The following is a 20,725-nucleotide window of genomic DNA, read 5'->3' as shown; positions in this document are numbered from 1 at the left end:
ATACCGTCGATCCTTTGCGGATTTCAGATTAAATTTACTATTTGTGCCCTTGATACTAAGTCTATCGCTTGGGTGTACAGATACCTTGAGAGAAACACCTATGAAACAAGCCGATAATCTTCTTCCTCCGGTAGCCAAGAAAGTGCCATTTGAGCTAAATCTCCATGGAGTGAAGCGGGTCGATGACTATTATTGGCTCAGGGATGACGCGAGAAAAGATCCTCAAATACTGGCGCATTTAGAGGCTGAGAATCGCTACAAAACCGCTCAATTTGCTCCCTATGAGCCACTGCAGAAAATCCTGTTCGATGAATTGATTGCCCGACTGGATAAAGACGAGTCCAGTGTGCCTTATAAATGGCATAGTCATTGGTATTCGAGGCGCTATCAGTTGGGGTTCGAGTATCCAGTGATTGTTCGCAGTCGTGGTGAAGTCGAGACTCAGATTAGGCATGTATCTACATCGTCAGAAGAGGCCATAGTAGCATCTCAGTTGCATCATCATGAGCAGGTTTTGCTCGATGTGAATGTGCGTGCCAGCGGCCACGATTTCTATGGCTTAGGTGGTGTGTCCGTCAGTCATGACGAGTCTAATTTGGCGTTTGGCGAAGATACTCTCAGCAGGCGCATGTACAAGATATATTTCAAAGACATTGACAGTGGGGCCTTGCTAGATGATGTCCTGGATGGCACAGATGGTGGATCTGTGTGGGCGAATGACAATCAACATGTGTTCTATATTAAGAAAGATCCGCAGACCTTACTGGGTAATCAAGTGTTTCGTCATAGGCTGGGTACCGAGCAGTCTCAAGATGTGCTGGTATATGAAGAGCGAGACGATACCTATTACATATCACTGGGAAAAAGCTTAGATGAAACCCGTATTGTATTGTTTCATGAGAGCACCATCACCAGTCAGGTGTCTGTGCTTGATGCTGACCAGCCGTTAACTCAGTTTAAGCCATTATTGCCCAGAGAAGAGGGCCATGAATACTCAGTATCTAAGCTAGGTGATGAGTATTACATCTTAACGAATTGGCAGGCCGAAAACTTTAGGTTGATGAAAGCCAATGAAAGCCAGATTTCAGATAAGAGCCAGTGGCAACAAGTGATAGCCGCTGCAGCAGATATGCGTATCGAAGATATTTTGCTATTAAAAGATTATCTGATCGTGCAGACGCGTACTCAAGGTGTGAGCCGAATAGAAATTCGCCCCTTCGGTGAACAGGCATCCTATGAATTGACGTTTAATGATCCAGCCTACGTGGTAGGGCTGGATATTAATGCCAGTCAGCTAAGTGACAAGCTGCGTATCTATTACTCTAGCCCTACTACGCCTGAGTCAGTCTATGAATATGACTTGAGTCAGCCGATGAATAGACGCTTGTTGAAGCAGGAGAAGGTGCTGGGAGACTTTGATAGTGAGCGTTACCAAGCCGAGAGATTGTTTATTACGGCCCGTGACGGGGCTAAAGTGCCCGTCACTCTAGTGTATCGTAAAGATAAGTTCACTAAGGACGGGTCAAACCCTCTGTATCAATATGGCTATGGTGCTTATGGTCATACGGTAGAACCCGACTTCGACAGCTCGGCGATAAGCTTGTTAGATCGTGGCGTGGTATATGCCATCGCCCATGTCAGGGGGGAGAGATGCTGGGTCGCCCATGGTATGACTCGGGTCGCATGCTAAATAAGCAACACAGCTTCGATGATTTTGTCGATGTCACTAAGGCATTAGTCGCTCAAGGATATGGCGATAGCAAGAAGGTACTTGCTGCTGGTGGAAGTGCTGGTGGCTTATTGATGGGGGGGTGATAAATCAGGCACCCGAATTGTATTTCGCCGTAGCAGCCCATGTGCCTTTCGTGGATATTGTCACTACCATGCTCGATGAGACCATCCCACTAACCACCAATGAATATGATGAGTGGGGTAACCCCAATGAGAAGGCTTATTTCGATTATATGCTGAGTTATTCACCCTATGATCAAATGACCAGACAGGCCTATCCCCACCTATTGGTGACCACGGGATTACATGACTCTCAGGTGCAATATTTTGAGCCTGCGAAATGGGTAGCCAAGTTGAGGGACTATAAGACAGACAATAATAAGTTGCTGTTTCATATCGATATGGAAGCGGGGCATGGGGGCAAGAGTGGCCGCTATCGTCGTTATCAAGACACGGCACAGGAATATGCCTTCTTTCTTGGCTTATTAGATTTAGATTAGGTGCTAGGTTGATATGACCCCGGTAAAGTGAACACGGGGTCTCACTTCTTGATTCACATCTTGATTTATTTGTTATGGAGTTATTGTGGCCGAGTCTAATTGGAAGCTATACATGATCCGCTGCGGTAATGGCCATCTCTATACTGGGGTGACTACAGATATAGAACGCCGCTTAAAGGAGCACCAGGCCGGTGGCATTAAGGCGGCTAAATTTCTTCGGGGTAAGGGGCCTCTCTCTTTGGCGTATTCTGAAAATGTCGGCAATCGCTCTGAAGCGTTAAAGCGAGAGATTAGGGTTAAGAAATTGTCCAGGCAACAGAAACTACTCATGATTGCTGAAGCTAATTCTTGATTACTGAAGCTGATTTTCACTACTTTGTCGCATAAGGGTAATCAATAACATTATTATAATGTTATTGATTACCCTTATGCTCTCGTCTGACTAGAGCCTCCATCCTTTCATCTACAAAGACAAGTTTTTCACACCTCAAGAGTTAATTTGTGTCCACGAGTCACTATTGGGGTATAACTTGCCTGGATTTAAACATATAAATATACAAACCAATGAACGAGCCGTAGACAAAACTAATGGTCTGACGAGCGGTTTTTTCATCATTTTCTGCGTATTATTTTTTCTGCATTTACTCACCCTAAATCAAGCTAGTAATCTCGGGATATTTACTAGCATCAATGACATTGGGACTCGGGTGCCTGATTGGATGTCGGCGTTGCTCTCTGATTTTGGCAATGGCATCACTCTGGGGGCTGTGTTCTTATGTTATCTGGTCAAACGTCCTGAGTTGATCTGTAGGGTACTCCTCGCAGCTCTGTTAAGCCTGATTTTTGTCCCCTTGCTTAAGCAGTACTTCGATGCGCCGAGGCCTGCTGTGTTATTAGAATATTTAAATGTGATCGGAGAGATTAGACACAAACACAGCTTTCCTTCCGGGCACAGCGCAACGGCATTTCTATTTGCTGGGCTCATTTACCTTTCAAGCCAACAGGCAATGATAAGGGTGAGCTTAATTTTTATGGCGTCATTAGTGGGGGTATCAAGGATCTTGGTGGGGGCACATTGGCCTGCTGATGTGGTCATGGGGGCTATAGTGGGTCTTAGCTGTGCTTATATCGCGACTCAATTATGTCCGTTAATTCGACTCTCATTTCGAAAGCGCCTAATGGCTTATCTGCTCTTAGTCCTGGCTCTGGTATCGAGTGAATTAAATACTGGCTACGACTTTTCTGATATTTACATCGTGCAATATGTGAGGTGGGGCCTACTTAGCCTAAGTACCATTGCCGTGCTGGTGTTTACGATGAGGGAGGTCATGACAAGCGTAACGGCTAAACGTCAAAGGCTACATTCACATTAGTAAGAGATATCTTAGTTGATGATAATTACACGTTAAATTTGAACTCTCTTGTTATTCAAAATGTGATCTGGTTAGCAGAGCATCGATATGCGTATGTAATAGATTGAAGCTTTACAAGCAGATTTACGGAATTTTCACGTTCGATTCATATAATGGCATCGATGAAAAATTCGGAGTCCGTTATGAACAACAGAATTTCTTCACGAGTAAAATGGAGCTTACAATCTCGTGAAATGACAGGATATGGATTTAAATTTCTGCTATTGGCACTGTTTGTGGTGCATGTACTTACATTAAATGATGCGACCAATTTATCTCTATTTCAGAGCATTAATGCTATGGGGGCTCGATTACCCGCTTGGTTGGTCAGTGCTATTACCGATCTTGGTAATGGGACGACTTTAGGCGCTATTGTGCTCTGTTATCTGGTCAAACGTCCCGATCTCACTTTGAGAGTGGTGATTGCTGCCATACTTTCTTTGTTGATGGTTCCTCTGATTAAAGATTATTTCGCCTCACCCAGACCCGCAGTGATCTTGGAATATTTAAATATTATAGGAGAGACCCGGCATGTAAATAGCTTTCCCTCGGGCCATACCGCGACGGCTTTTCTATTTGCGGTAACTATTTTTCTGGTGAGCAAGTGCAATAAAATTAAGTTGGGTTTGATCGCCGTCGCTGCACTTATAGGTGCTTCACGTATCATGGTCGGTGCTCATTGGCCTGCGGATGTTGTCATGGGGGCTATCGTCGGTGCTTTGTGCGCTTATGGGGCGTTATTGCTTGCTCCTCTGGTGAAGCTCACTGATAAACTGAGATTTCGAAGTTATCTGGTGCTTTTGGTGGTTCTCCTGCTCTGTGAGCTGGATAAAGGCATTGATGCCGATGCATTTTGGCAAGTGATCTTGCTCAGATGGATCTGGTTTAGTGTGTGCGCAGGATTGATTTGGCAGTTTTGGAAGCGGACTCATAGAGCCGCTAAGCTAGAGGGATAATCTCAGCTAAGTAAAAATTTTGAACTGAGTTGGGATATCGCTATCAGTGTTGGGGGTGGGCAGCGACTCATTAAAATAGCTAAAGTCGCTGCGCCGGGAAGTCTGTTAAGCCAGCCAGCTGTTATTGAGAGTTATTGCATGCTGACCTGACCATCTATCTTATCGAAACTCAAGTTGCCGGAGCCGGCTTCGAGAATCGTGAGCCCCTTAGTATTGACCACTTCAATACCACCTGAACCATCTTCTATGGTGACTCGACCTTGAATGTCTTTGACCGACATGCCACCGGATCCATCTGTGATACTGACATCACCATTAACCTTGCTGATATCTATCGAGCCAGAACCATCGTCGAGCTCGATATTACCCTGTACATTTGACAGAATTATGGAGCCGGACCCATCCTGTATATTCAGATCTCTGCCCCCAGGATCTCTATGCTACCAGAGCCATCCTCAAGCTTGATATCGGCATCCATACCAGAGAGTTTGATGCTGCCTGAGCCGTCATCGATGTCTAATGTCATTTTAGCCGGAACCTTGATAACGAGATCTATGTATGGGGAGTTTCCTGAGCCGAATCTTGGGCCAAACTCGGCTACCAGATAGGCAGTGTTACCTTTTTGAGTCAGAGACAAGTTAGGTTCCATCTCTTCATAGGTGTAGATATCGGCCTCGAGTATGATATTTGTAAGCCCATCGACCCCAATTATCTCCAGTGAACCGGCTCCTGTATTGGCGACCATGACGTTGAGCTCGTTAGCATCGAGTTGCATCACCTGTTGACTGTGTTCCAGAGGCTCCATGCTGGCGCCATTAACGTTAATAATGCATCCGGATAGGGATAGGGCAAAAATAGAAGCGAGTACTGTTGGGCGAAAAGTCATGTTTCTGTTCCTTTGAAATCTATTATGTGTGGCCAAGACTTAAGTTTTTATTCTTGTACGCTTGAAGTCATTGCCATGCGGTTTCTATTATCATTTCCTTTTGCAGTGTTTATGCCAACATGGCACCTATATGTTTTATATGGTTATTTTTGGTTTTGTTGGGTAATGTTTGTGAAAATGTTAATCTAAATGCGTAATCTGTGAGTTTTTAGACCTGCAATGTGGTGAATTTCATCACCACATTTATTCGTGCTATAAATCTGGTTACTTACTATGGATAGAAGATAAATAAGAGAGAGCAATGGATTACTTAGCAATCAACAAATCTGCGTGGAATAAGCGAACTCACACCCATGTGGCCTCAAAGTTTTATGATGTAGAAGGTTTTCTATCCGGTAAGTGTGCCCTGCAAGAGATAGAGCTTGATGAGCTCGAGGTGAAAGGTAAGAGTCTTCTCCATCTTCAATGTCACTTTGGATTGGATACCTTGTCTTGGGCCAGAAAGGGCGCCGAAGTGACGGGTATCGACCTCTCGTCTACGGCAATCGAAAAGGCCCAAGAGGTCACATTACAGGCTGGCCTCGAAGCCGAGTTTATCTGTACTGACGTTTATAGTACGGCAGAGAAAGTGTCTAAGCAGTACGATATCGTGTTTACTTCTTATGGCGCCCTGTGTTGGTTGCCAGATCTCGATCAATGGGCTCAAGTCGTCAGAGATTGCCTCAAGTCTGGCGGTCAATTCTATATGGTTGAGTTTCATCCCTTAGAAGCCTTGTTCGATGGCTATAGCTACTTTGCACAAGTTGAGCCGGATGTCGATGAAGAGGGCACCTATACAGAGAACTGCTCTGGTGAGAAAGATACCTTGGTCACTTGGCCGCATTCAATCTCAGATATTATCAATGCTTTGCTCCGCGCCGGACTCAGACTCGAACACTATAATGAGTTCGGCTTTAGCCCCTATAACTGTTTCGAGGGCTTGGTCGAGGAAGTTCATACTCAGGCATCCGGTGAGCGAGTATTAAGATATGTGATGGAACACAAACAGCAGCGTGTACCCTTGAGTTATTCAATTTCGGCTAAGAAACCTAGCTAAGAGAAACCTATATATATCTAGAGAAGCGGTTTACTTCCTGAACCGATAAACATTAAGGTGCTGGCAATATTTCTGGCATCTTATTGATTGTGAATTTGTATGAGTTTTTTGCTCAATTGTAAATTTTTTATGTTTTTATTGTCATGTTTGTGCGAATGGTAATAATAACGATTTATATTTGTAGTATGGACCATAACGTGAAATTAAGTATGATAGGGCTAGCCGTAGTGGCTGCACTGACTGCAGGCTCGGCTCAGGCACAGCCAGAAGCGGTAAGCGCATCTGAATCCAGTAATATAGAGCACATCCTGATCACCGCGTCTCCTTTCGCACAGAAACTTAGTGATACCCCAAATTCGGTTTTTATCGTGTCTAAGGAAGATTTAGACCTTCAGCGAGTAGTCGCGCGTAATTTATCCGAAATCATCTCGAATCTGGTTCCTGGTTTCTCTCCAAGTACCGAAACTATGTCCACCTTTGGCCAGAACTTTCGTGGTGGTAAAGCCATAGTCATGATTGATGGTGTATTGATTTCAACAACCTTGAGAGCCGGTGGTCGTGATCTACAGTCCATCTCTGTGGATGTGATCCAGAGCATAGAAGTGATCAAGGGCGCAAGTGCCATGTACGGTAATGGTGAGGCGGGTGCCATCATCAATGTGATCACCAAGAAACCTACGGTTAACTTCGAAATGCAAACGACAGTAGGCGTCGAAGCCTTTGCCGATGAGCTATCGGATGCCGGCTACAGTATCTCCCAGACCTTCTCTGGCACTACCGACTCAGATCTAGGCTATCTGTTGAATCTGTCGGGTAAAGACCGCGGCAACCTATATGATTCTAATGGTAATCAACTACCCGGCGCACCTAATAGCCAAGGTGGTATGGGTGATGCGGATGAGTACGACGTGTTATTTAAGCTAGATCAAGAGATGGACTCGAGTCGTGTAGCCCTGTTAGCTCATCACTACAAAATAGAGAACAAGCTGCATTATAAACGTAGCGTCAACGATGACAACGGCCTAGTAGAGATCGATAAGACTCAGCCATACACTGGCCCTAACCCGACGACTGAACTAAGCACAGTACAAGTCACCTATGATCATGACGATATATTTGGCCAGCAATTAAGCCTCTCGGCTTATATGAGCAAGGTTAATGTGGGCTATGAGTCGGGCTCCGAGATTGTCTCCGACAGGAGTGGCTTTAAGGCTGCCATGCAGTGGACGATTGATAATTACAGCCGTTTAGTCTATGGATTCGAATATGGTAAGGATAATACCGAGCAAGGTAGAGATCGTGATGTCATTCTTAGCTTAAACATAAATGGTGTTCCCGTAACAGAGTCTCAATATATCTGCTCTGTATGCGATCTTACCGAGACTAAGCTGAGCCCATTCGCTCAATACTGGAACCAGATCACCGATGATCTGACCCTACAAATTGGTCTGCGCTATGAGAACTTCGAGATTGAAGTTCCGGATTATCAAAGGTACAGCAGGGGGATCCTCAGCGAGAAGCAAGGCGATACCTTAAAGTACCATAAGCCTCTGGTTAATTTAGGCCTGGTATATAGCTTGAATGACTCTACCGATGTTTTTGCCAGTTTTTCTCAAGGCTATTCTCATGCGGACATGCGTATGTTGAGAGACATGCCGGTGGCTAGCGTTGCCGAGTTTTCCGATGACATCCCGGCTACACAAACAAACTACTATGAAACTGGTCTACGCTTCAATAATCAGGATCTGCAAGGGAGTCTCTCTTTCTTCTATTCCGACATTAGCGACGGTTATGCCTATGACTATAATGTCGATGCTCAAATTTCGAAGCGTGTTGCCGCCGTGGTGGTCGCCGATGAGAAAGTCTGGGGCTTCGAGGCTACTCTGGATTATCGCATCAACGAGGCGATAAAGATCGGTACCTCAGTATCTCAATCTGAAGGTAAACGCACCAACAGTGAGACAGGTGTAGATTATTGGATGAATGGTACTAAAATCACCCCAATTAAAGCCTCGGCCTATGCCGATTATCGATTTAACGATATGGCTTCGGTACGCATGCAGGTTAACTATGTGGGCGATCGAGATAAGAACGCTCGGGAAAGCGAAGCCGGATATAGCTACTATGAGTCTCCCTATGATGGCTATACCTTAGTGGATCTCATCTCTACCTTCGATACTGGTGGCTATGGACGTATCACCTTCGGCATAGATAACTTGTTCAATGCAGACTACCAGCCTCTGGTGTCTCAGATGAATAAAGAAGTTGTTTGGGAAAAATATCGTAATCAGTTTTCTGGTTATGGTCGACGTTTAGCCCTCGAATACAGTGTAAATTACTAATACCTCACATCTGGACCGATAAACCCCGGAAAAAAGACTCGCATTGATTGCGAGTCTTTTTTGTTTGTAATACCAAGCGGCATAAGGCTCAGAGTTACTTTTCTCTTAATACTGGGTATTTTTGGTATTGGTCATCATAGTAAGGACTTCTCTGATAGAACCAGCGTAGACGTGCCTTAGGGTCTGCCGCGAACTCTTCATCTTTGAGGGCCTTGTCGAAGGCTAGTTGTAACTTAGGGTCATCCTTGAGCATCTGAGCCGCTAGCGGTTCTACGGCATAGTTCTCGATATACTCGGTGCGGGTGAAGATGGGATTAAAAAATCCCCATTGCAGTAATGAATCCGGTGATTGCGGCTCGAGTAGCAAGATAGCCAGATCGCCCAAGGGTTGGTGGGTATCGATTCTTACCGTGCCGCTAGGCAGCTTAGTCTCAACTGACTCGAGTTTCGCATCGGCTTTCACCGTCTGTCTGCCTTCATAATCCTTGCTCCTGAACTTAGGGGAGCTCAGCTCATATTGCTGCAGTTTCATCTCTGTCGGCTGGATGAGTCTAGTCATGCGGATGCCGTGAATGTGCAAACGCTCGATCACTTCAGTCCACTGCGGAGGAATGTAATAAGCACTGGGTCGAGTCACGCTGATATCCGGCACTGTATCGCCTATCACGGGCAGGTTAGGATAAAGCTTAGGAACTCCGTTCCATCTGACAATCTCGTTGCCGCTGATCGGGCTTTCTTCCATGTGATATTCAATGCCCTTAAAGTCCCAGCTTCGCTTTTGTTGCACCTCTTTCCAGGTGAGTGTCACTCTGGCAGGATAGTTGAATTTATCCTGTTTGATGGCTGATTTTAGTTTAGTGGCCTGCTTACCCACTGTTTTCAGTGTTGCTTCGAGCATCACATAGGTTCCTAGCACTCGTTGCTTGTAGGGCTTGAGGCTGTGGTTCTCTATCAAGATAGTCGGCAGGTGTCTGGTATCACCATAGCCATTGGAATAGCGTGGGCTGGGGTTCCACAGTGACATGCCTTTAGTGATATCTGTGTTATCTATGGCAAAGATTAAGGGGCCTGGAATATGGCCTTGGCTAGTGAGAGCCGACTCTATGGCGGGGCGGTAACTCTTCTCTAGCCAGGCATAGCTTGCAGGGCTGAGTCCCTGGGCTAAGTTATAGCCGAAGGTCACATCATACTGATAGTCGATGCCATCGGTGACATGCACATCGATATAGAGATCGGGCTGCCACTCGTTGATGGCTTGTAGCATATGCTGCATCTCTAATGTATCGGCCTTGGCATAATCGCGGTTCAGGTTGAGGTTATTAGATGTTGTACGCCACCCCATATTTACCGGACCGCGTTGGTTTACCCGATTGTATTGGCTGGAGCGCTCATGACCATCGACACTGAAAATAGGCACAAATAAGAGGTTGGCATTATCGAGTAGTACACCTTTATTACCCAGAACGATATCACGCAGTAACATCATGCCAGCGTCTTTACCGTCGATCTCGCCCGAGTGAATCCCGGCCTGAACCAACACACTAGGCTTACCGTTCTCGGCTAATACTTCTGGAGAATAGGCGCCTTCGCTCGATGCTATGAGCATCCAGATATCCCGTCCCTGTGGGCTCTTACCCAGGCTAACTTTCTTTAACTTGTCTGTTTGGGCTATGAGTTTATCCAGCCAGGCAAAGGTTTCATCGTAACTTGGGCTGGTTTTGAGGCCATCTTTCTCGAAGGGGGTAGCCCATTCATCATCGACGCCGAGAAGCAGAGCTTCACTCTTACCATGCCATTCGATAGCTGGTGGCAGTATTCTATCGTTGATATAGGTATTGGCTTGCTTAGGAGTTAACCCTGCTGTGCCAGTACTTGCTGTATTAGCGTTAGTTGCGGCATCGCCTGCAAGGCAGCTAGTGCTAGCGATAGACAGTGCTAGTAAAATGGTTGTTGATAAAGGGGTTAAGCGCATGATCGAATACCCAATAAAGTCGGAGACTAAGTTTTAGTTAGAGTTATTATTTGGCTGTTATATTTCATTAAAAAGCTCACCAACACAAGAGGGGAGGTCATTGTAATTAATAGTCAAAGGTTCGCTTATGTACAGTTCCCATTCCGGGCTCTATTGTTTCTTTGAGCATGACTCTGGAATGTTAGTGAGTGAAGTTTATTTAATGTCGAGTCTTTCAATTGTGGAATATGATGGTTTTTTAGATTCTTGGGTGTTTATCTGCTTTAGCCGAGAATAAAAGGAAACATATGCAACAAGATCAAGATGAGAATTTTAAGCGGCTGACACGCATTGCCAAGTTTCTGGTGCCCACATTTATCTTGCTCGGGGTAGCTGTATTCAGCTGGTTTGAGCTCAGTAATGAGGTGATCAATATTACAGTTGAGAATAAAAATCTAGAGTGGAGCCAAGGTTGTTCTGCTGGTAACTGCTCGGGCGTGCCAACCTTCTATATTATTACCCCAGAGGAGCGCTTTATCACCACTGAAGCTATCTATGACCGAATTGAAATTGGGGAAAACTATGATGTTGAAACAGAAGGTTTTACTGATTCACTTGTCCATAGAAGAATAGATTTCTTGTTTTAAACTCTCATTTAAATGGTCATTTCAATTTCAAGGAACGAAGATGATAGCCAAATATATTCGATGTGAAGTCCCTGTTGCTAACAGGGCAGATTTTCCGAGGGCCAGAGTCTCTGGCAAGCAACGGCGCACTGCCAGGGGTTTATCTCTCAACTAGGTGGCTGGGATTTATCAAGCGGTCAGGCGATGATTCTGGCTCGCTGGAGTGATATGGAGAGTGTGAAAAATTTTATGAGGGTGACTCATGATCCTACCGCAGAGAAAACTAATCAGGTTGGAACCTATAGCACTATCTCTGTCTCCTATTTACATCTGGTGATGAGTATTCCAGCTTTAAATCAATATCAGAATCATCACTGTAATAGCCAAGTCGGTTGTGGTTTTATTCGCATCGCCGATTGCTATATCGACCCAGAAAAAACCAATGAATTTATTAAAGAGCAGGCAAGGCTGTGGAATCCGGGCATGCAGCGAGTCGAGGGAATGTTAGGCGGACAGGTATGGCTGTTTAATGATAAACCCCAGCGTTATCTGGTGACGACCTATTGGGAAAATGAAGCGGCTCATCGTCACTACGCCAGCCATTACTTCCCAACCCTAAAGCAACAAGCTGCCACCGACATAATCCAATCCATCTCAGGCTATCACATCCAAACAGAACCAAGCTGGCAAATAACGCCTTAACTTCTCCATTTGTTTTTTTAGCCTGTCATATATATCCCTTCAATTCGAAGAGAGCATCTCTGTTTTTTAAATCCAGTGTAGGCGCGGCTGTGAGCTTAGATTTCATAGTGAGGTATCGCGAAGTGATACTCTTCGAACGAGAGGCTGGGATGCCGAACTGGCCGTTTAACAGGGAGGTTATTGGAAACCGTAGAGCGCCCAGGGAAGGGTTTACAGCGTCTCACAGAAGTGTCTGCACATACCCCGCTGGGAAGCGATAGACAACAGTGAAGTTATGGTCCATAAACCACCTATCACATAACACTCAACACTAAATGTTAAATATCAAGCAACAGGCATAAAAAATCCCAGTTCAGCTAACAGCCAAACTAGGATTAATAAGGCAATCAAACTAACCAATAAAAGACCTTAATTAGGCATTAGGTCCGGCATGCTTAATCGAATCCGATACCTGGTACTTCTCGAAGTTGGCTGTGAAGCTCTCTGCCAGTTTTTGTGCATATTCGGCATATAGCGCCTTATCTTCCCAGGTATTTACTGGGTTGAGCAGCTTAGTCTCGACGCCTGGAATGGCGACAGGAATTTTCAGGTTTAGCTTTTCTAAGTGCACAGTCTCTATATCTTTGAGTCCACCACTGACAATCGCATCGACGATAGCGCGAGTTGTCGGAATGTCGAAACGGCTACCGACACCATGTGGACCGCCAGTCCAACCTGTGTTGACCAGATATACCTGGCTGCCGAATGATTCGATTCGCTTCATCAGTAGCTCGGCATAGACACCGGCAGGACGTGGGAAGAAAGGTGCGCCGAAACAGGTTGAGAAGGTCGACTGAATCGCAGCGCTGGAACCCATCTCGGTCGAGCCAACCTTAGCGGTATAACCCGAAAGGAAGTGATAAGCGGCCTGCTCTTTGGTCAGTAGTGACACTGGTGGTAGCACGCCAGATACATCACAGGTTAAGAAAACAACAGCATGTGGCTCGGCGCCGCAGTTTTCCTCTTTTCTGAGTTCGATATGCTCAAGCGGATAAGCCGCACGGCTATTTTCCGTGAGTGTCGAGTTGCTGTAGTCCGGAACACGGTTCTCATCCATGACCACGTTTTCAAGTACGGTACCGAAGCGGATAGCGTCCCAGATCACCGGCTCATTCTTCTGGCTCAGATCGATACACTTAGCGTAACAACCGCCTTCGATATTAAATACACCGCCTGGTGCCCAACCGTGCTCGTCATCACCGATTAAGAAACGCTTAGGATCGGCCGATAGCGTAGTCTTACCTGTGCCAGACAGGCCGAAAAATAGTGTCGTGTCGCCATCTCTGCCTACGTTAGCCGAGCAATGCATTGGCAATACGCCTTTGGCTGGGAGTAGGAAGTTTTGCACTGAGAACATAGACTTCTTCATCTCACCGGCATACTTAAGGCCGGCAAGAAGTACTTTACGTTCGGCAAAGTTCAAGATAACGGTCGCATCTGAATATGTGCCATCTCTTTCGGGATCGCAGACGAAACCTGGTGCATTGATGATCTGCCAAACTGGCTTATCTGCGGCATTGAACTCTTCAGGGATGATAAACAGGTTGCGGGCAAATAGCTGGTGCCATGCCGTTTCTGTGGTGACTTGTATTGGCTGGTAATGCTCAGGGTCTGCACCGACTTCTAGCTCAGAAACAAAGAGCTCTTTATCGGCCAAATAGGCCTCTACTTTTTGCCATAGGGCGGTAAATTTAGCTTGTTCGAAAGGTTTGTTCACTGGGCCCCAATCGATATCGGCTTCTGAACTTGGCTCTTTGACGATAAAGCGATCATTAGGTGAACGGCCTGTGCGTTCCCCTGTCTTTGCGACTAACGCGCCATTGGCTGTGAGTTCACCTTCGCCGCGGGCAAGGGCTAGCTCGATGAGTTGTGCTGTCGTAGGGTTATGGTGAGTTAGTTTTGATCCATCCGCCATAGTAAGGTCTCCATGTTTTGAGGTCGGAATTTCGGTGCCGTTCTTTGTCGGCTTTTTTCTATATATAGAAAATTATTGTTTATCAATAAGCGTCTTAATGCGCTGAAACTCGATTGTAACTTAAGCAGAAATGAATGTGTGAGGAAGATCGATTTTTTGGCAAAAAAAGAGGATGCAGATGGCATCCTCGTTTCATTGAAACTGTATTACTGCTTAGCTGCGGGAGCCTGTGCATTGCTGAAGATAGCTTGGATATCGATGGAGTCGAAGCTGTAATTGGTATTGCAATACTCACAACCCATGTCAATTTTACCTAGTTCGGTAATGATGGCATCGATTTCTGCTTTAGCGACGGTGCGAATAGCCTGAGCGCTGCGTTCTCTCGAACAGGTACAGGAGAAAGTGACTTGGACCGGGTCAAAAAGGCGTACTTCTTCTTGATGGTAGAGACGATGAAGTACCTCTTCAGCTTCAAGATCAAAAAGTTCTTCTTCCTTTACCGTGGCTGTCAGTTGCTCTAAATGCTCAAACTCGACGTTATGCTCACCTTCGCTCGGCAGTACTTGCAACAAGATGCCAGCCGCTTGTTGGCCATTGGCAAATAGATTGATCGAAGTCGGTAATTGCTCTGACTGAGCAAAGTATTCTTCGAGGCAGGCGGCTAAACTGCTTTTGTCTAGTGCTACTACACCTTGATAACGCTCACCATCGGTAGGCGTAAGGGTGATCACCATATGACCTTTATCGCCGAATAGTTGCTGCAGATCGGCGTCTTGCTTCAAGTTACCATTCCAGCGAGCCACACCACGTAGCTGTTGTAGGTTGTTGCCATTGATAACGGCGAGTGAGACCGCACCGTCACCCTGAAGTTGTACACTGATATCACCATTGAATTTCAGTGTCGCGGTAAGTAGAGATGTTGCCGCCATAAGCTCACCTAGAAGGTGCTGGAGCCGTACTGGATATTTGTGGGCAGACAAAATCTCTTGATAACTCTTCTCGAGTTGTACTAATTCGCCACGAACGTCTGCATTTTCGAATAGGTAGCGGTGTAAATTATCTTTACTCATCTCAATCTCACAATTACATTGCTTCTGAAGCCGAACTATCGGTATCAATTAAATAGGTATATGGTGCCTGGAGGCCATTTTTTCAACGCTTAGGTCGATTTAAAGTGCATTAGCCTTCTTTAAAGCGAATGAGCTGGCGTCGCTGCTTCTTGTCTGGTTTATGATCTGGTGCGGGATTGTTGAGTACATTCAAGCGTCTCGCCTCGGCATATGTCTCTCGCTTAGCTATGCTTTCGGGGGTTTCCAGGTATAGAGTTTGCGCAAAAATGGCTTTTTGTCGCTGTTCAGACAGTTTTTTGATGACTATTTCTTTTTCGTCATACCCCTGTCTTAATTTTATTACAGCATCTAACTCCGCCATTTTACTCGACTTGGTTCGTTGGCCGTTATAATGAACTTTGCCGCCATTGATCATCTCTTTAGCGATGGCGCGAGTCTTATAAAAGCGGGCGGCCCAAAGCCACTTATCCAGTCGGACCGAGCTTGCGGGGTCGAGGGACTTGGTCATTGAGTCTCCGTGGTGTAACACTAGTTGCTATTTAAAGGTGGATGAGGTCACATGCTGGGTAATAAAATGTTTTTAAAACACGCTAATCACCTAAGATCGCGATCGGCTTCACACCGTTTTAAGACGCGTAAAGTTAACATAATTAGCCCATAGTCGCCAATTATGCCGCTGTTATAAGCTTGTTGCGCTTGTTGCGCTCTACAGTGTAGGTTAGCATGAGTCAGGATTTACTAAATTATTATAATCAGAACAGAGACCTGTATAGAGGGTCCACATAAATATGGATTTATTAGATAAAGTTATTGCCAAGGCCGCAGGTATACCACATAAGCCTTTGAGTTCAGCTACTTTTTGGCTTGTTCTCGTGCTTGTTATTTACCTATTAGCTCAGATCACCTGGAAACTCATCTCAGTATCGGATGGATCTCAAACCTGGCGTCCAACGCCTGTCAGCAGTAGTTCCAGAAGCAATGTGAATATCGGCGAACTACAACAATTAGCGCTTTTTGGTAGGTTGGATTCCAATGCCTCTAAGCCTAAGGTTGAGACCGTAGTCGAGATGATCACTGATGCACCAAAAACCTCCCTATCTATTCAGTTAACGGGTGTGGTCGCCTCGACCGTACAGCAGAAAGGCTTAGCGGTTATAGCCTCAAGCGGCTCCCAGAATACCTATGGTTTAGGGGATAAGATTAAAGGAACATCTGCATCGCTTAAAGAGGTCTATGCCGATCGCATCATCATTACCAATTCGGGTCGTTATGAGACGTTAATGCTCGACGGTCTAAAATATGAAACTAACAGTCAGGCTAATAAGCAACTTCAACGAGCCAAGTCGGTAAGGAAGATAGATCAACGTAAAAATAAGCAGGTAGCTCAAGAGATTAAGCAGTCTCGTGAGGAGCTATTGGCCGATCCGAGTAAAATTACAGATTTCTTATCCATATCTCCCGTTCGCAGTAACGGTGAGTTGAGTGGTTACCGCTTGAATCCGGGTAAAGACAGGGAGCTGTTTAAGCGGGCAGGATTTAAAGCCAACGATCTTGCAAAGTCTATGAATGGTTATGATCTAACTTCAATGAGCCAGTCGATGGAAGTGATGGCTCAATTACCAGAATTAACTGAAATATCTCTTATGGTCGAAAGAGACGGGCAGCTAATTGAGATCATGTTCAGTTTGCCGGAATAATTAAAAATTAGAGGGTGAGACTAATTCCTGGTCCTCACACCTCATCAGTATTTGTTTGAGCCTTATGGGCGAACTAATGGGTTTATGGGAAGTAACATAATGAATAAGAAGAGTTTTCGCAGAAAATTAATTGCAGGGATTGTGATGGGAGCATCTCTTTTAGCTCCTCAACTTGCTTGGTCTGAGCAATATGCGGCTAATTTTAAAGGGACTGATATTCAAGAGTTTATCAATATCGTTGGTAAAAATCTGAATCGTACCATTATCGTCGATCCCACGGTTCGCGGTAAGATTAATGTCCGCAGCTATGATCTTCTCGATGATGAACAATATTATCAATTCTTCCTTAATGTGCTTCAGGTTTATGGTTATGCCGTCGTGGAGATGGATAACAACATCATCAAGGTGATTAAAGACAAGGATGCTAAAACAGCATCTATTCGTGTTGCCGATGATGAGGCTCCCGGAGTCGGCGATGAGATGGTGACTCGTATCGTCGCCCTCTACAACACCGAAGCGAAACAACTCGCCCCCCTGCTTCGTCAGCTTAATGATAATGCCGGTGGCGGTAACGTAGTTAATTATGACCCATCGAATGTCTTAATGATTTCTGGTCGCGCAGCCGTAGTCAATAAGCTGGTAGAGATAGTTCGCCGCGTCGATAAGCAAGGTGATACCGAAGTGCAGGTGGTACCACTGGAATTTGCATCGGCGGGTGAGATAGTTCGTATTATCGAGACCTTAAATCGTGTCACAGGTAACAAGTCTCAGTCGGGCCAGGTTCCTAAAGTGGTTGCCGATGAGCGTATGAATGCCGTGATTGTCAGCGGTGACGAGAAGGGCCGTCAACGTGTGGTCGAATTGATCAAGAAGCTAGATGCAGAGCAGGCTAACACAGGTAATACCAAGGTTCGCTATCTGAGATACGCCAATGCAGAAGATCTTGTTGAAGTATTGATGGGTTTTGCCGATCAGCTGTCCAGCGATCAAGATGGTGGTGGCAAATCAGGTGGTAATAAACGCCGTAAAGATATCAATATCATGGCCCATGCCGAGACAAATGCACTGGTGATCACGGCGCAGCCGGATCAGATGCGCACCATAGATAACGTGATCAACCAGCTGGATATTCGCCGTGCTCAGGTATTGGTCGAGGCGATTATCGTCGAAGTGGCCGAAGGTGACGATGTTGGCTTCGGTATCCAATGGGCGACAGCGTCTGGCGGCATGACCCAGTTTAATAACTTAGGTCCGACCATAGGTGAGGTAGGTGCCGGTGTCTGGTTAGCACAAGATCAGAAGGCCTCACAGACTTGTTCTGGATCTGGAGATAATCAGACTTGTACGGATAATCCAGATACCAAGGGTGATATTACCGTTCTGGCTCAAGCATTAGGTAAGGTTAACGGAATGGCCTGGGGTGTAGCCATGGGCGACTTCGGTGCCTTGATTCAGGCGGTTTCCAGCGATACTAAGTCTAACGTATTGGCGACGCCATCTATCACGACCTTAGATAATCAGGAAGCCTCATTCATCGTTGGTGACGAGGTGCCTATCTTAACCGGTAGCCAGAGTTCGAGTAACGGCAACAGCAACCCTTTTACCACCGTCGAGCGTAAAGAGGTGGGGGTTAAGTTGAAAGTGATTCCGCAGATTAACGAAGGCACCTCGGTTAAGTTAACGATTGAGCAGGAAGTCTCAGGTATCAATGGTAAGACTGCCGTCGATGTCACATTCGCGACTCGCCGTTTGACTACCACTGTGATGGCGGACTCGGGGCAGATCGTCGTCTTGGGTGGTCTTATCAACGAGGAAGTGCAGGAGAGTGTGCAGAAGGTACCTTTTCTCGGTGACCTGCCGATTATCGGCCATCTTTTTAGGTCTTCATCGAGCAGCAAGAAGAAAAAGAACCTGATGATATTCATCAAGGCAACCATTATTCGTGATGGCATCATCATGGAAGGCATCGCGGGTCGTAAGTACAACTACTTCCGTGCGTTGCAGTTAGAGCAGCAAGAGCGAGGCATCAACTTGATGCCGAATACCGAGGTGCCGATACTCGAAGAGTGGAATCAGTCCGAATACCTGCCAGATGATGTTAGGGATATTCTGGAGCGCTATAAAGAGGGTAAAGGCCTGGAGACTAGAATGCGCGAGACTGACCCTGCCCTTAAGAGCATCTCCGAGAGCAAAGAAAAAGACAAGTCTCTGGATACGGATGATAATGCCGATGAGTAATGCTCAACTCCCTCAAAGTGATGAGCTGGCTTTAGTTTCTGATGAAGTTTGGCAGGACGCTGAAATAGACAGTGATGAGGAGTTTCGTTCCGATAGTAGAGAGCGCTTACCCTTCGCTTTCTCCCATCGTTTCGATGTGGTGATCGATACTGGTGTCGATGAAGCTCTGACCTTGTATCATACTGCCGAGACTCCCCTGGCTGCTCTGCTCGAAGTCAGACGCTATACTGGGCGTGAGCTGCCTTTGGTGCAGCTGGTTCCGGCTGAGTTTGAGGCTAGATTAACTCAGGCTTATCAGGCTAATTCTTCCGAGGCACAGCAGCTGATGGAAGATATCGGCAATGAGATGGACTTGTATACATTAGCCGAAGAGTTACCTCAAACTGAGGACCTGCTTGAGGGCGATGATGATGCGCCTATCATCAAGTTGATCAACGCCTTATTATCGGAAGCGATCAAAGAGGAAGCCTCAGATATTCATATTGAGACCTATGAGAAACAGCTGGTTGTCCGTTTTCGCGTCGATGGCATGTTGAAAGAGGTGCTCAAGCCCAATCGTAAACTTTCATCTTTATTGGTTTCCCGTATCAAGGTGATGGCACGTCTGGATATCGCCGAGAAGCGTGTTCCTCAAGATGGCCGTATCTCATTGCGAATTGGTGGTCGCGCCGTCGATGTGCGTGTGTCGACTATGCCGTCGAGTCACGGCGAGCGCGTGGTATTGCGGCTATTGGATAAAAATACCGGCAACTTAGATCTCATTCAACTTGGTATGACAGAGCAGATCCGTATCGAATTCGATGAACTGATCCGCAAGCCCCATGGGATTATTTTAGTGACCGGGCCTACAGGGTCGGGTAAGAGTACAACGCTATATGCTGGTCTGAGCGAGCTGAACTCGAAAGAAACAAATATTCTTACGGTTGAAGATCCTATCGAATATGAACTCGAGGGGGTAGGTCAAACTCAGGTAAATACTAAGGTCGATATGACCTTTGCTCGTGGTCTGCGCGCGATTCTGCGACAAGATCCTGATGTGGTGATGATAGGAGAGATCCGCGACTTAGAAACGGCGCAGATTGCAGTTCAGGCATCATTAACGGGTCACATGGTGTTATCGACGCTTCACACCAATACCGCATCTGGTTCAATCACTCGATTACAGGATATGGGCGTGGAGCCTTTCCTTGTCTCATCGAGTCTGTTGGGCGTGCTGGCCCAACGCCTAATCCGCACCTTATGTTCCGAGTGTAAATCTGAGCATGTGCCGGATCAGAGTGAACGTAAATTACTGGGTATGGTCGAAGATGATCAAAGAGTCATATATCGCGCCGAAGGCTGTAAGTCGTGTGGCAATAATGGCTATCGTGGTAGAACGGGTATCCATGAACTGCTCATCGTCACCGACGAAGTACGTGAACTCATCCATACCGGACGTGGTGAATTGGCCATCGAAAAGCTTATTCGTCAAACCACACCGAGTATTCGTCATGATGGCATGAGTAAGGTACTGGCCGGAAAAACTACCCTCGAAGAGGTGTTACGCGTTACTCGCGAGGAATAA

General features: G+C 46.0%; 14 protein-coding genes and 2 pseudogenes. 11 read left to right on the top strand and 5 right to left on the bottom strand.

Features of this window, described 5'->3' with window-relative positions; translation table 11 throughout:
* The first annotated feature begins 100 nt into the window (after positions 1–100).
* From FM037_RS27150 to FM037_RS27135, 4 genes and pseudogenes are all read left to right on the top strand, one after another.
* Positions 101–2,231: pseudogene (locus FM037_RS27150) on the top strand (S9 family peptidase).
* Positions 2,232–2,316: 85 nt separating this feature from the next.
* Complete coding sequence (locus tag FM037_RS27145; RefSeq protein WP_229381029.1) at positions 2,317–2,583, top strand: GIY-YIG nuclease family protein; 267 nt, start codon at positions 2,317–2,319, stop codon at positions 2,581–2,583.
* Between the two features lie 178 nt (positions 2,584–2,761).
* Positions 2,762–3,604, top strand: coding sequence for a phosphatase PAP2 family protein (locus FM037_RS27140; protein ID WP_144048552.1), 843 nt, complete (start codon positions 2,762–2,764; stop codon positions 3,602–3,604).
* Positions 3,605–3,786: 182 nt separating this feature from the next.
* Complete coding sequence (locus FM037_RS27135; protein ID WP_227993223.1) at positions 3,787–4,599, top strand: phosphatase PAP2 family protein; 813 nt, start codon at positions 3,787–3,789, stop codon at positions 4,597–4,599.
* Between the two features lie 131 nt (positions 4,600–4,730).
* Here the strand turns inward: FM037_RS27135 and FM037_RS27130 are convergent.
* Positions 4,731–5,485: pseudogene (locus tag FM037_RS27130) on the bottom strand (hypothetical protein).
* A gap of 301 nt (positions 5,486–5,786) precedes the next feature.
* Between FM037_RS27130 and FM037_RS27125 the strand changes: the two are divergent.
* Together FM037_RS27125 and FM037_RS27120 are read left to right on the top strand one after the other, a co-directional pair.
* Positions 5,787–6,581 carry a class I SAM-dependent methyltransferase gene (locus FM037_RS27125; protein ID WP_144048551.1) on the top strand — a complete coding sequence of 265 codons (795 nt, stop codon included), beginning with the start codon at positions 5,787–5,789 and terminating at the stop codon, positions 6,579–6,581.
* 197 nt (positions 6,582–6,778) lie between these two features.
* The gene (locus FM037_RS27120; RefSeq protein WP_185976920.1) at positions 6,779–8,923 is read left to right on the top strand and encodes a TonB-dependent receptor; all 2,145 of its coding nucleotides are present in this window, start codon (positions 6,779–6,781) and stop codon (positions 8,921–8,923) included.
* A 94-nt stretch (positions 8,924–9,017) separates the two neighbouring features.
* Here the strand turns inward: FM037_RS27120 and FM037_RS27115 are convergent, their stop codons facing one another.
* A complete protein-coding gene (locus FM037_RS27115) occupies positions 9,018–10,895 on the bottom strand; it encodes a M14 family metallopeptidase (RefSeq protein WP_144048549.1) in 1,878 nt (625 codons plus the stop codon).
* 287 nt (positions 10,896–11,182) lie between these two features.
* Between FM037_RS27115 and FM037_RS27110 the strand changes: the two genes are divergently transcribed.
* Together FM037_RS27110 and FM037_RS27105 are read left to right on the top strand one after the other, a co-directional pair.
* A complete protein-coding gene (locus FM037_RS27110; RefSeq protein ID WP_144048548.1) occupies positions 11,183–11,521 on the top strand; it encodes a hypothetical protein in 339 nt (112 codons plus the stop codon).
* Positions 11,522–11,662: 141 nt separating this feature from the next.
* Positions 11,663–12,202, top strand: a complete 540-nt coding sequence (locus FM037_RS27105) for a DUF4937 domain-containing protein (protein ID WP_229381259.1) — start codon at positions 11,663–11,665, stop codon at positions 12,200–12,202.
* Positions 12,203–12,614: 412 nt separating this feature from the next.
* On the opposite strand, the gene FM037_RS27100 is transcribed toward FM037_RS27105, so the two are convergent.
* The 3 genes from FM037_RS27100 to hslR all read right to left on the bottom strand — a co-directional run bounded on the left by FM037_RS27100 (position 12,615) and on the right by hslR (position 15,734).
* Positions 12,615–14,156 (bottom strand): phosphoenolpyruvate carboxykinase, encoded by a 1,542-nt coding sequence (locus FM037_RS27100; RefSeq protein WP_144048547.1) that lies wholly within the window; start codon positions 14,154–14,156, stop codon positions 12,615–12,617.
* A 206-nt stretch (positions 14,157–14,362) separates the two neighbouring features.
* Positions 14,363–15,226: an Hsp33 family molecular chaperone HslO gene (gene hslO / locus FM037_RS27095; RefSeq protein WP_144048546.1), complete on the bottom strand. Its 864-nt coding sequence runs from the start codon at positions 15,224–15,226 to the stop codon at positions 14,363–14,365.
* 109 nt (positions 15,227–15,335) lie between these two features.
* Complete coding sequence (hslR, locus tag FM037_RS27090; protein ID WP_144048545.1) at positions 15,336–15,734, bottom strand: ribosome-associated heat shock protein Hsp15; 399 nt, start codon at positions 15,732–15,734, stop codon at positions 15,336–15,338.
* Between the two features lie 280 nt (positions 15,735–16,014).
* Here hslR and gspC point away from each other — a divergent pair, with 280 nt between their 5' ends.
* The 3 genes from gspC to gspE all read left to right on the top strand — a co-directional run bounded on the left by gspC (position 16,015) and on the right by gspE (position 20,725).
* Positions 16,015–16,923: a type II secretion system protein GspC gene (gene gspC / locus FM037_RS27085; protein WP_144048544.1), complete on the top strand. Its 909-nt coding sequence runs from the start codon at positions 16,015–16,017 to the stop codon at positions 16,921–16,923.
* Between the two features lie 99 nt (positions 16,924–17,022).
* Positions 17,023–19,161, top strand: a complete 2,139-nt coding sequence (gene gspD, locus FM037_RS27080) for a type II secretion system secretin GspD (protein WP_144048543.1) — start codon at positions 17,023–17,025, stop codon at positions 19,159–19,161.
* Positions 19,154–20,725 (top strand): type II secretion system ATPase GspE, encoded by a 1,572-nt coding sequence (gene gspE, locus FM037_RS27075; RefSeq protein WP_144049157.1) that lies wholly within the window; start codon positions 19,154–19,156, stop codon positions 20,723–20,725. Before gspD ends, gspE begins: the two co-directional genes overlap by 8 nt.

Source organism: Shewanella psychropiezotolerans (assembly GCF_007197555.1).
Lineage (GTDB): Bacteria > Pseudomonadota > Gammaproteobacteria > Enterobacterales > Shewanellaceae > Shewanella > Shewanella psychropiezotolerans.
This window is presented reverse-complemented; position numbering and strand designations above follow the sequence as displayed.

Coding starts and splice junctions, on each gene's coding strand:
- hslO (WP_144048546.1), bottom strand. CDS start 15,226: ATGAGTAAAGATAATTTACACCGCTACCTATTCGAAAATGCAGACGTT.
- FM037_RS27115 (WP_144048549.1), bottom strand. CDS start 10,895: ATGCGCTTAACCCCTTTATCAACAACCATTTTACTAGCACTGTCTATC.
- gspE (WP_144049157.1), top strand. CDS start 19,154: ATGAGTAATGCTCAACTCCCTCAAAGTGATGAGCTGGCTTTAGTTTCT.
- gspC (WP_144048544.1), top strand. CDS start 16,015: ATGGATTTATTAGATAAAGTTATTGCCAAGGCCGCAGGTATACCACAT.
- FM037_RS27125 (WP_144048551.1), top strand. CDS start 5,787: ATGGATTACTTAGCAATCAACAAATCTGCGTGGAATAAGCGAACTCAC.
- FM037_RS27135 (WP_227993223.1), top strand. CDS start 3,787: ATGAACAACAGAATTTCTTCACGAGTAAAATGGAGCTTACAATCTCGT.
- FM037_RS27100 (WP_144048547.1), bottom strand. CDS start 14,156: ATGGCGGATGGATCAAAACTAACTCACCATAACCCTACGACAGCACAA.
- gspD (WP_144048543.1), top strand. CDS start 17,023: ATGAATAAGAAGAGTTTTCGCAGAAAATTAATTGCAGGGATTGTGATG.
- hslR (WP_144048545.1), bottom strand. CDS start 15,734: ATGACCAAGTCCCTCGACCCCGCAAGCTCGGTCCGACTGGATAAGTGG.
- FM037_RS27110 (WP_144048548.1), top strand. CDS start 11,183: ATGCAACAAGATCAAGATGAGAATTTTAAGCGGCTGACACGCATTGCC.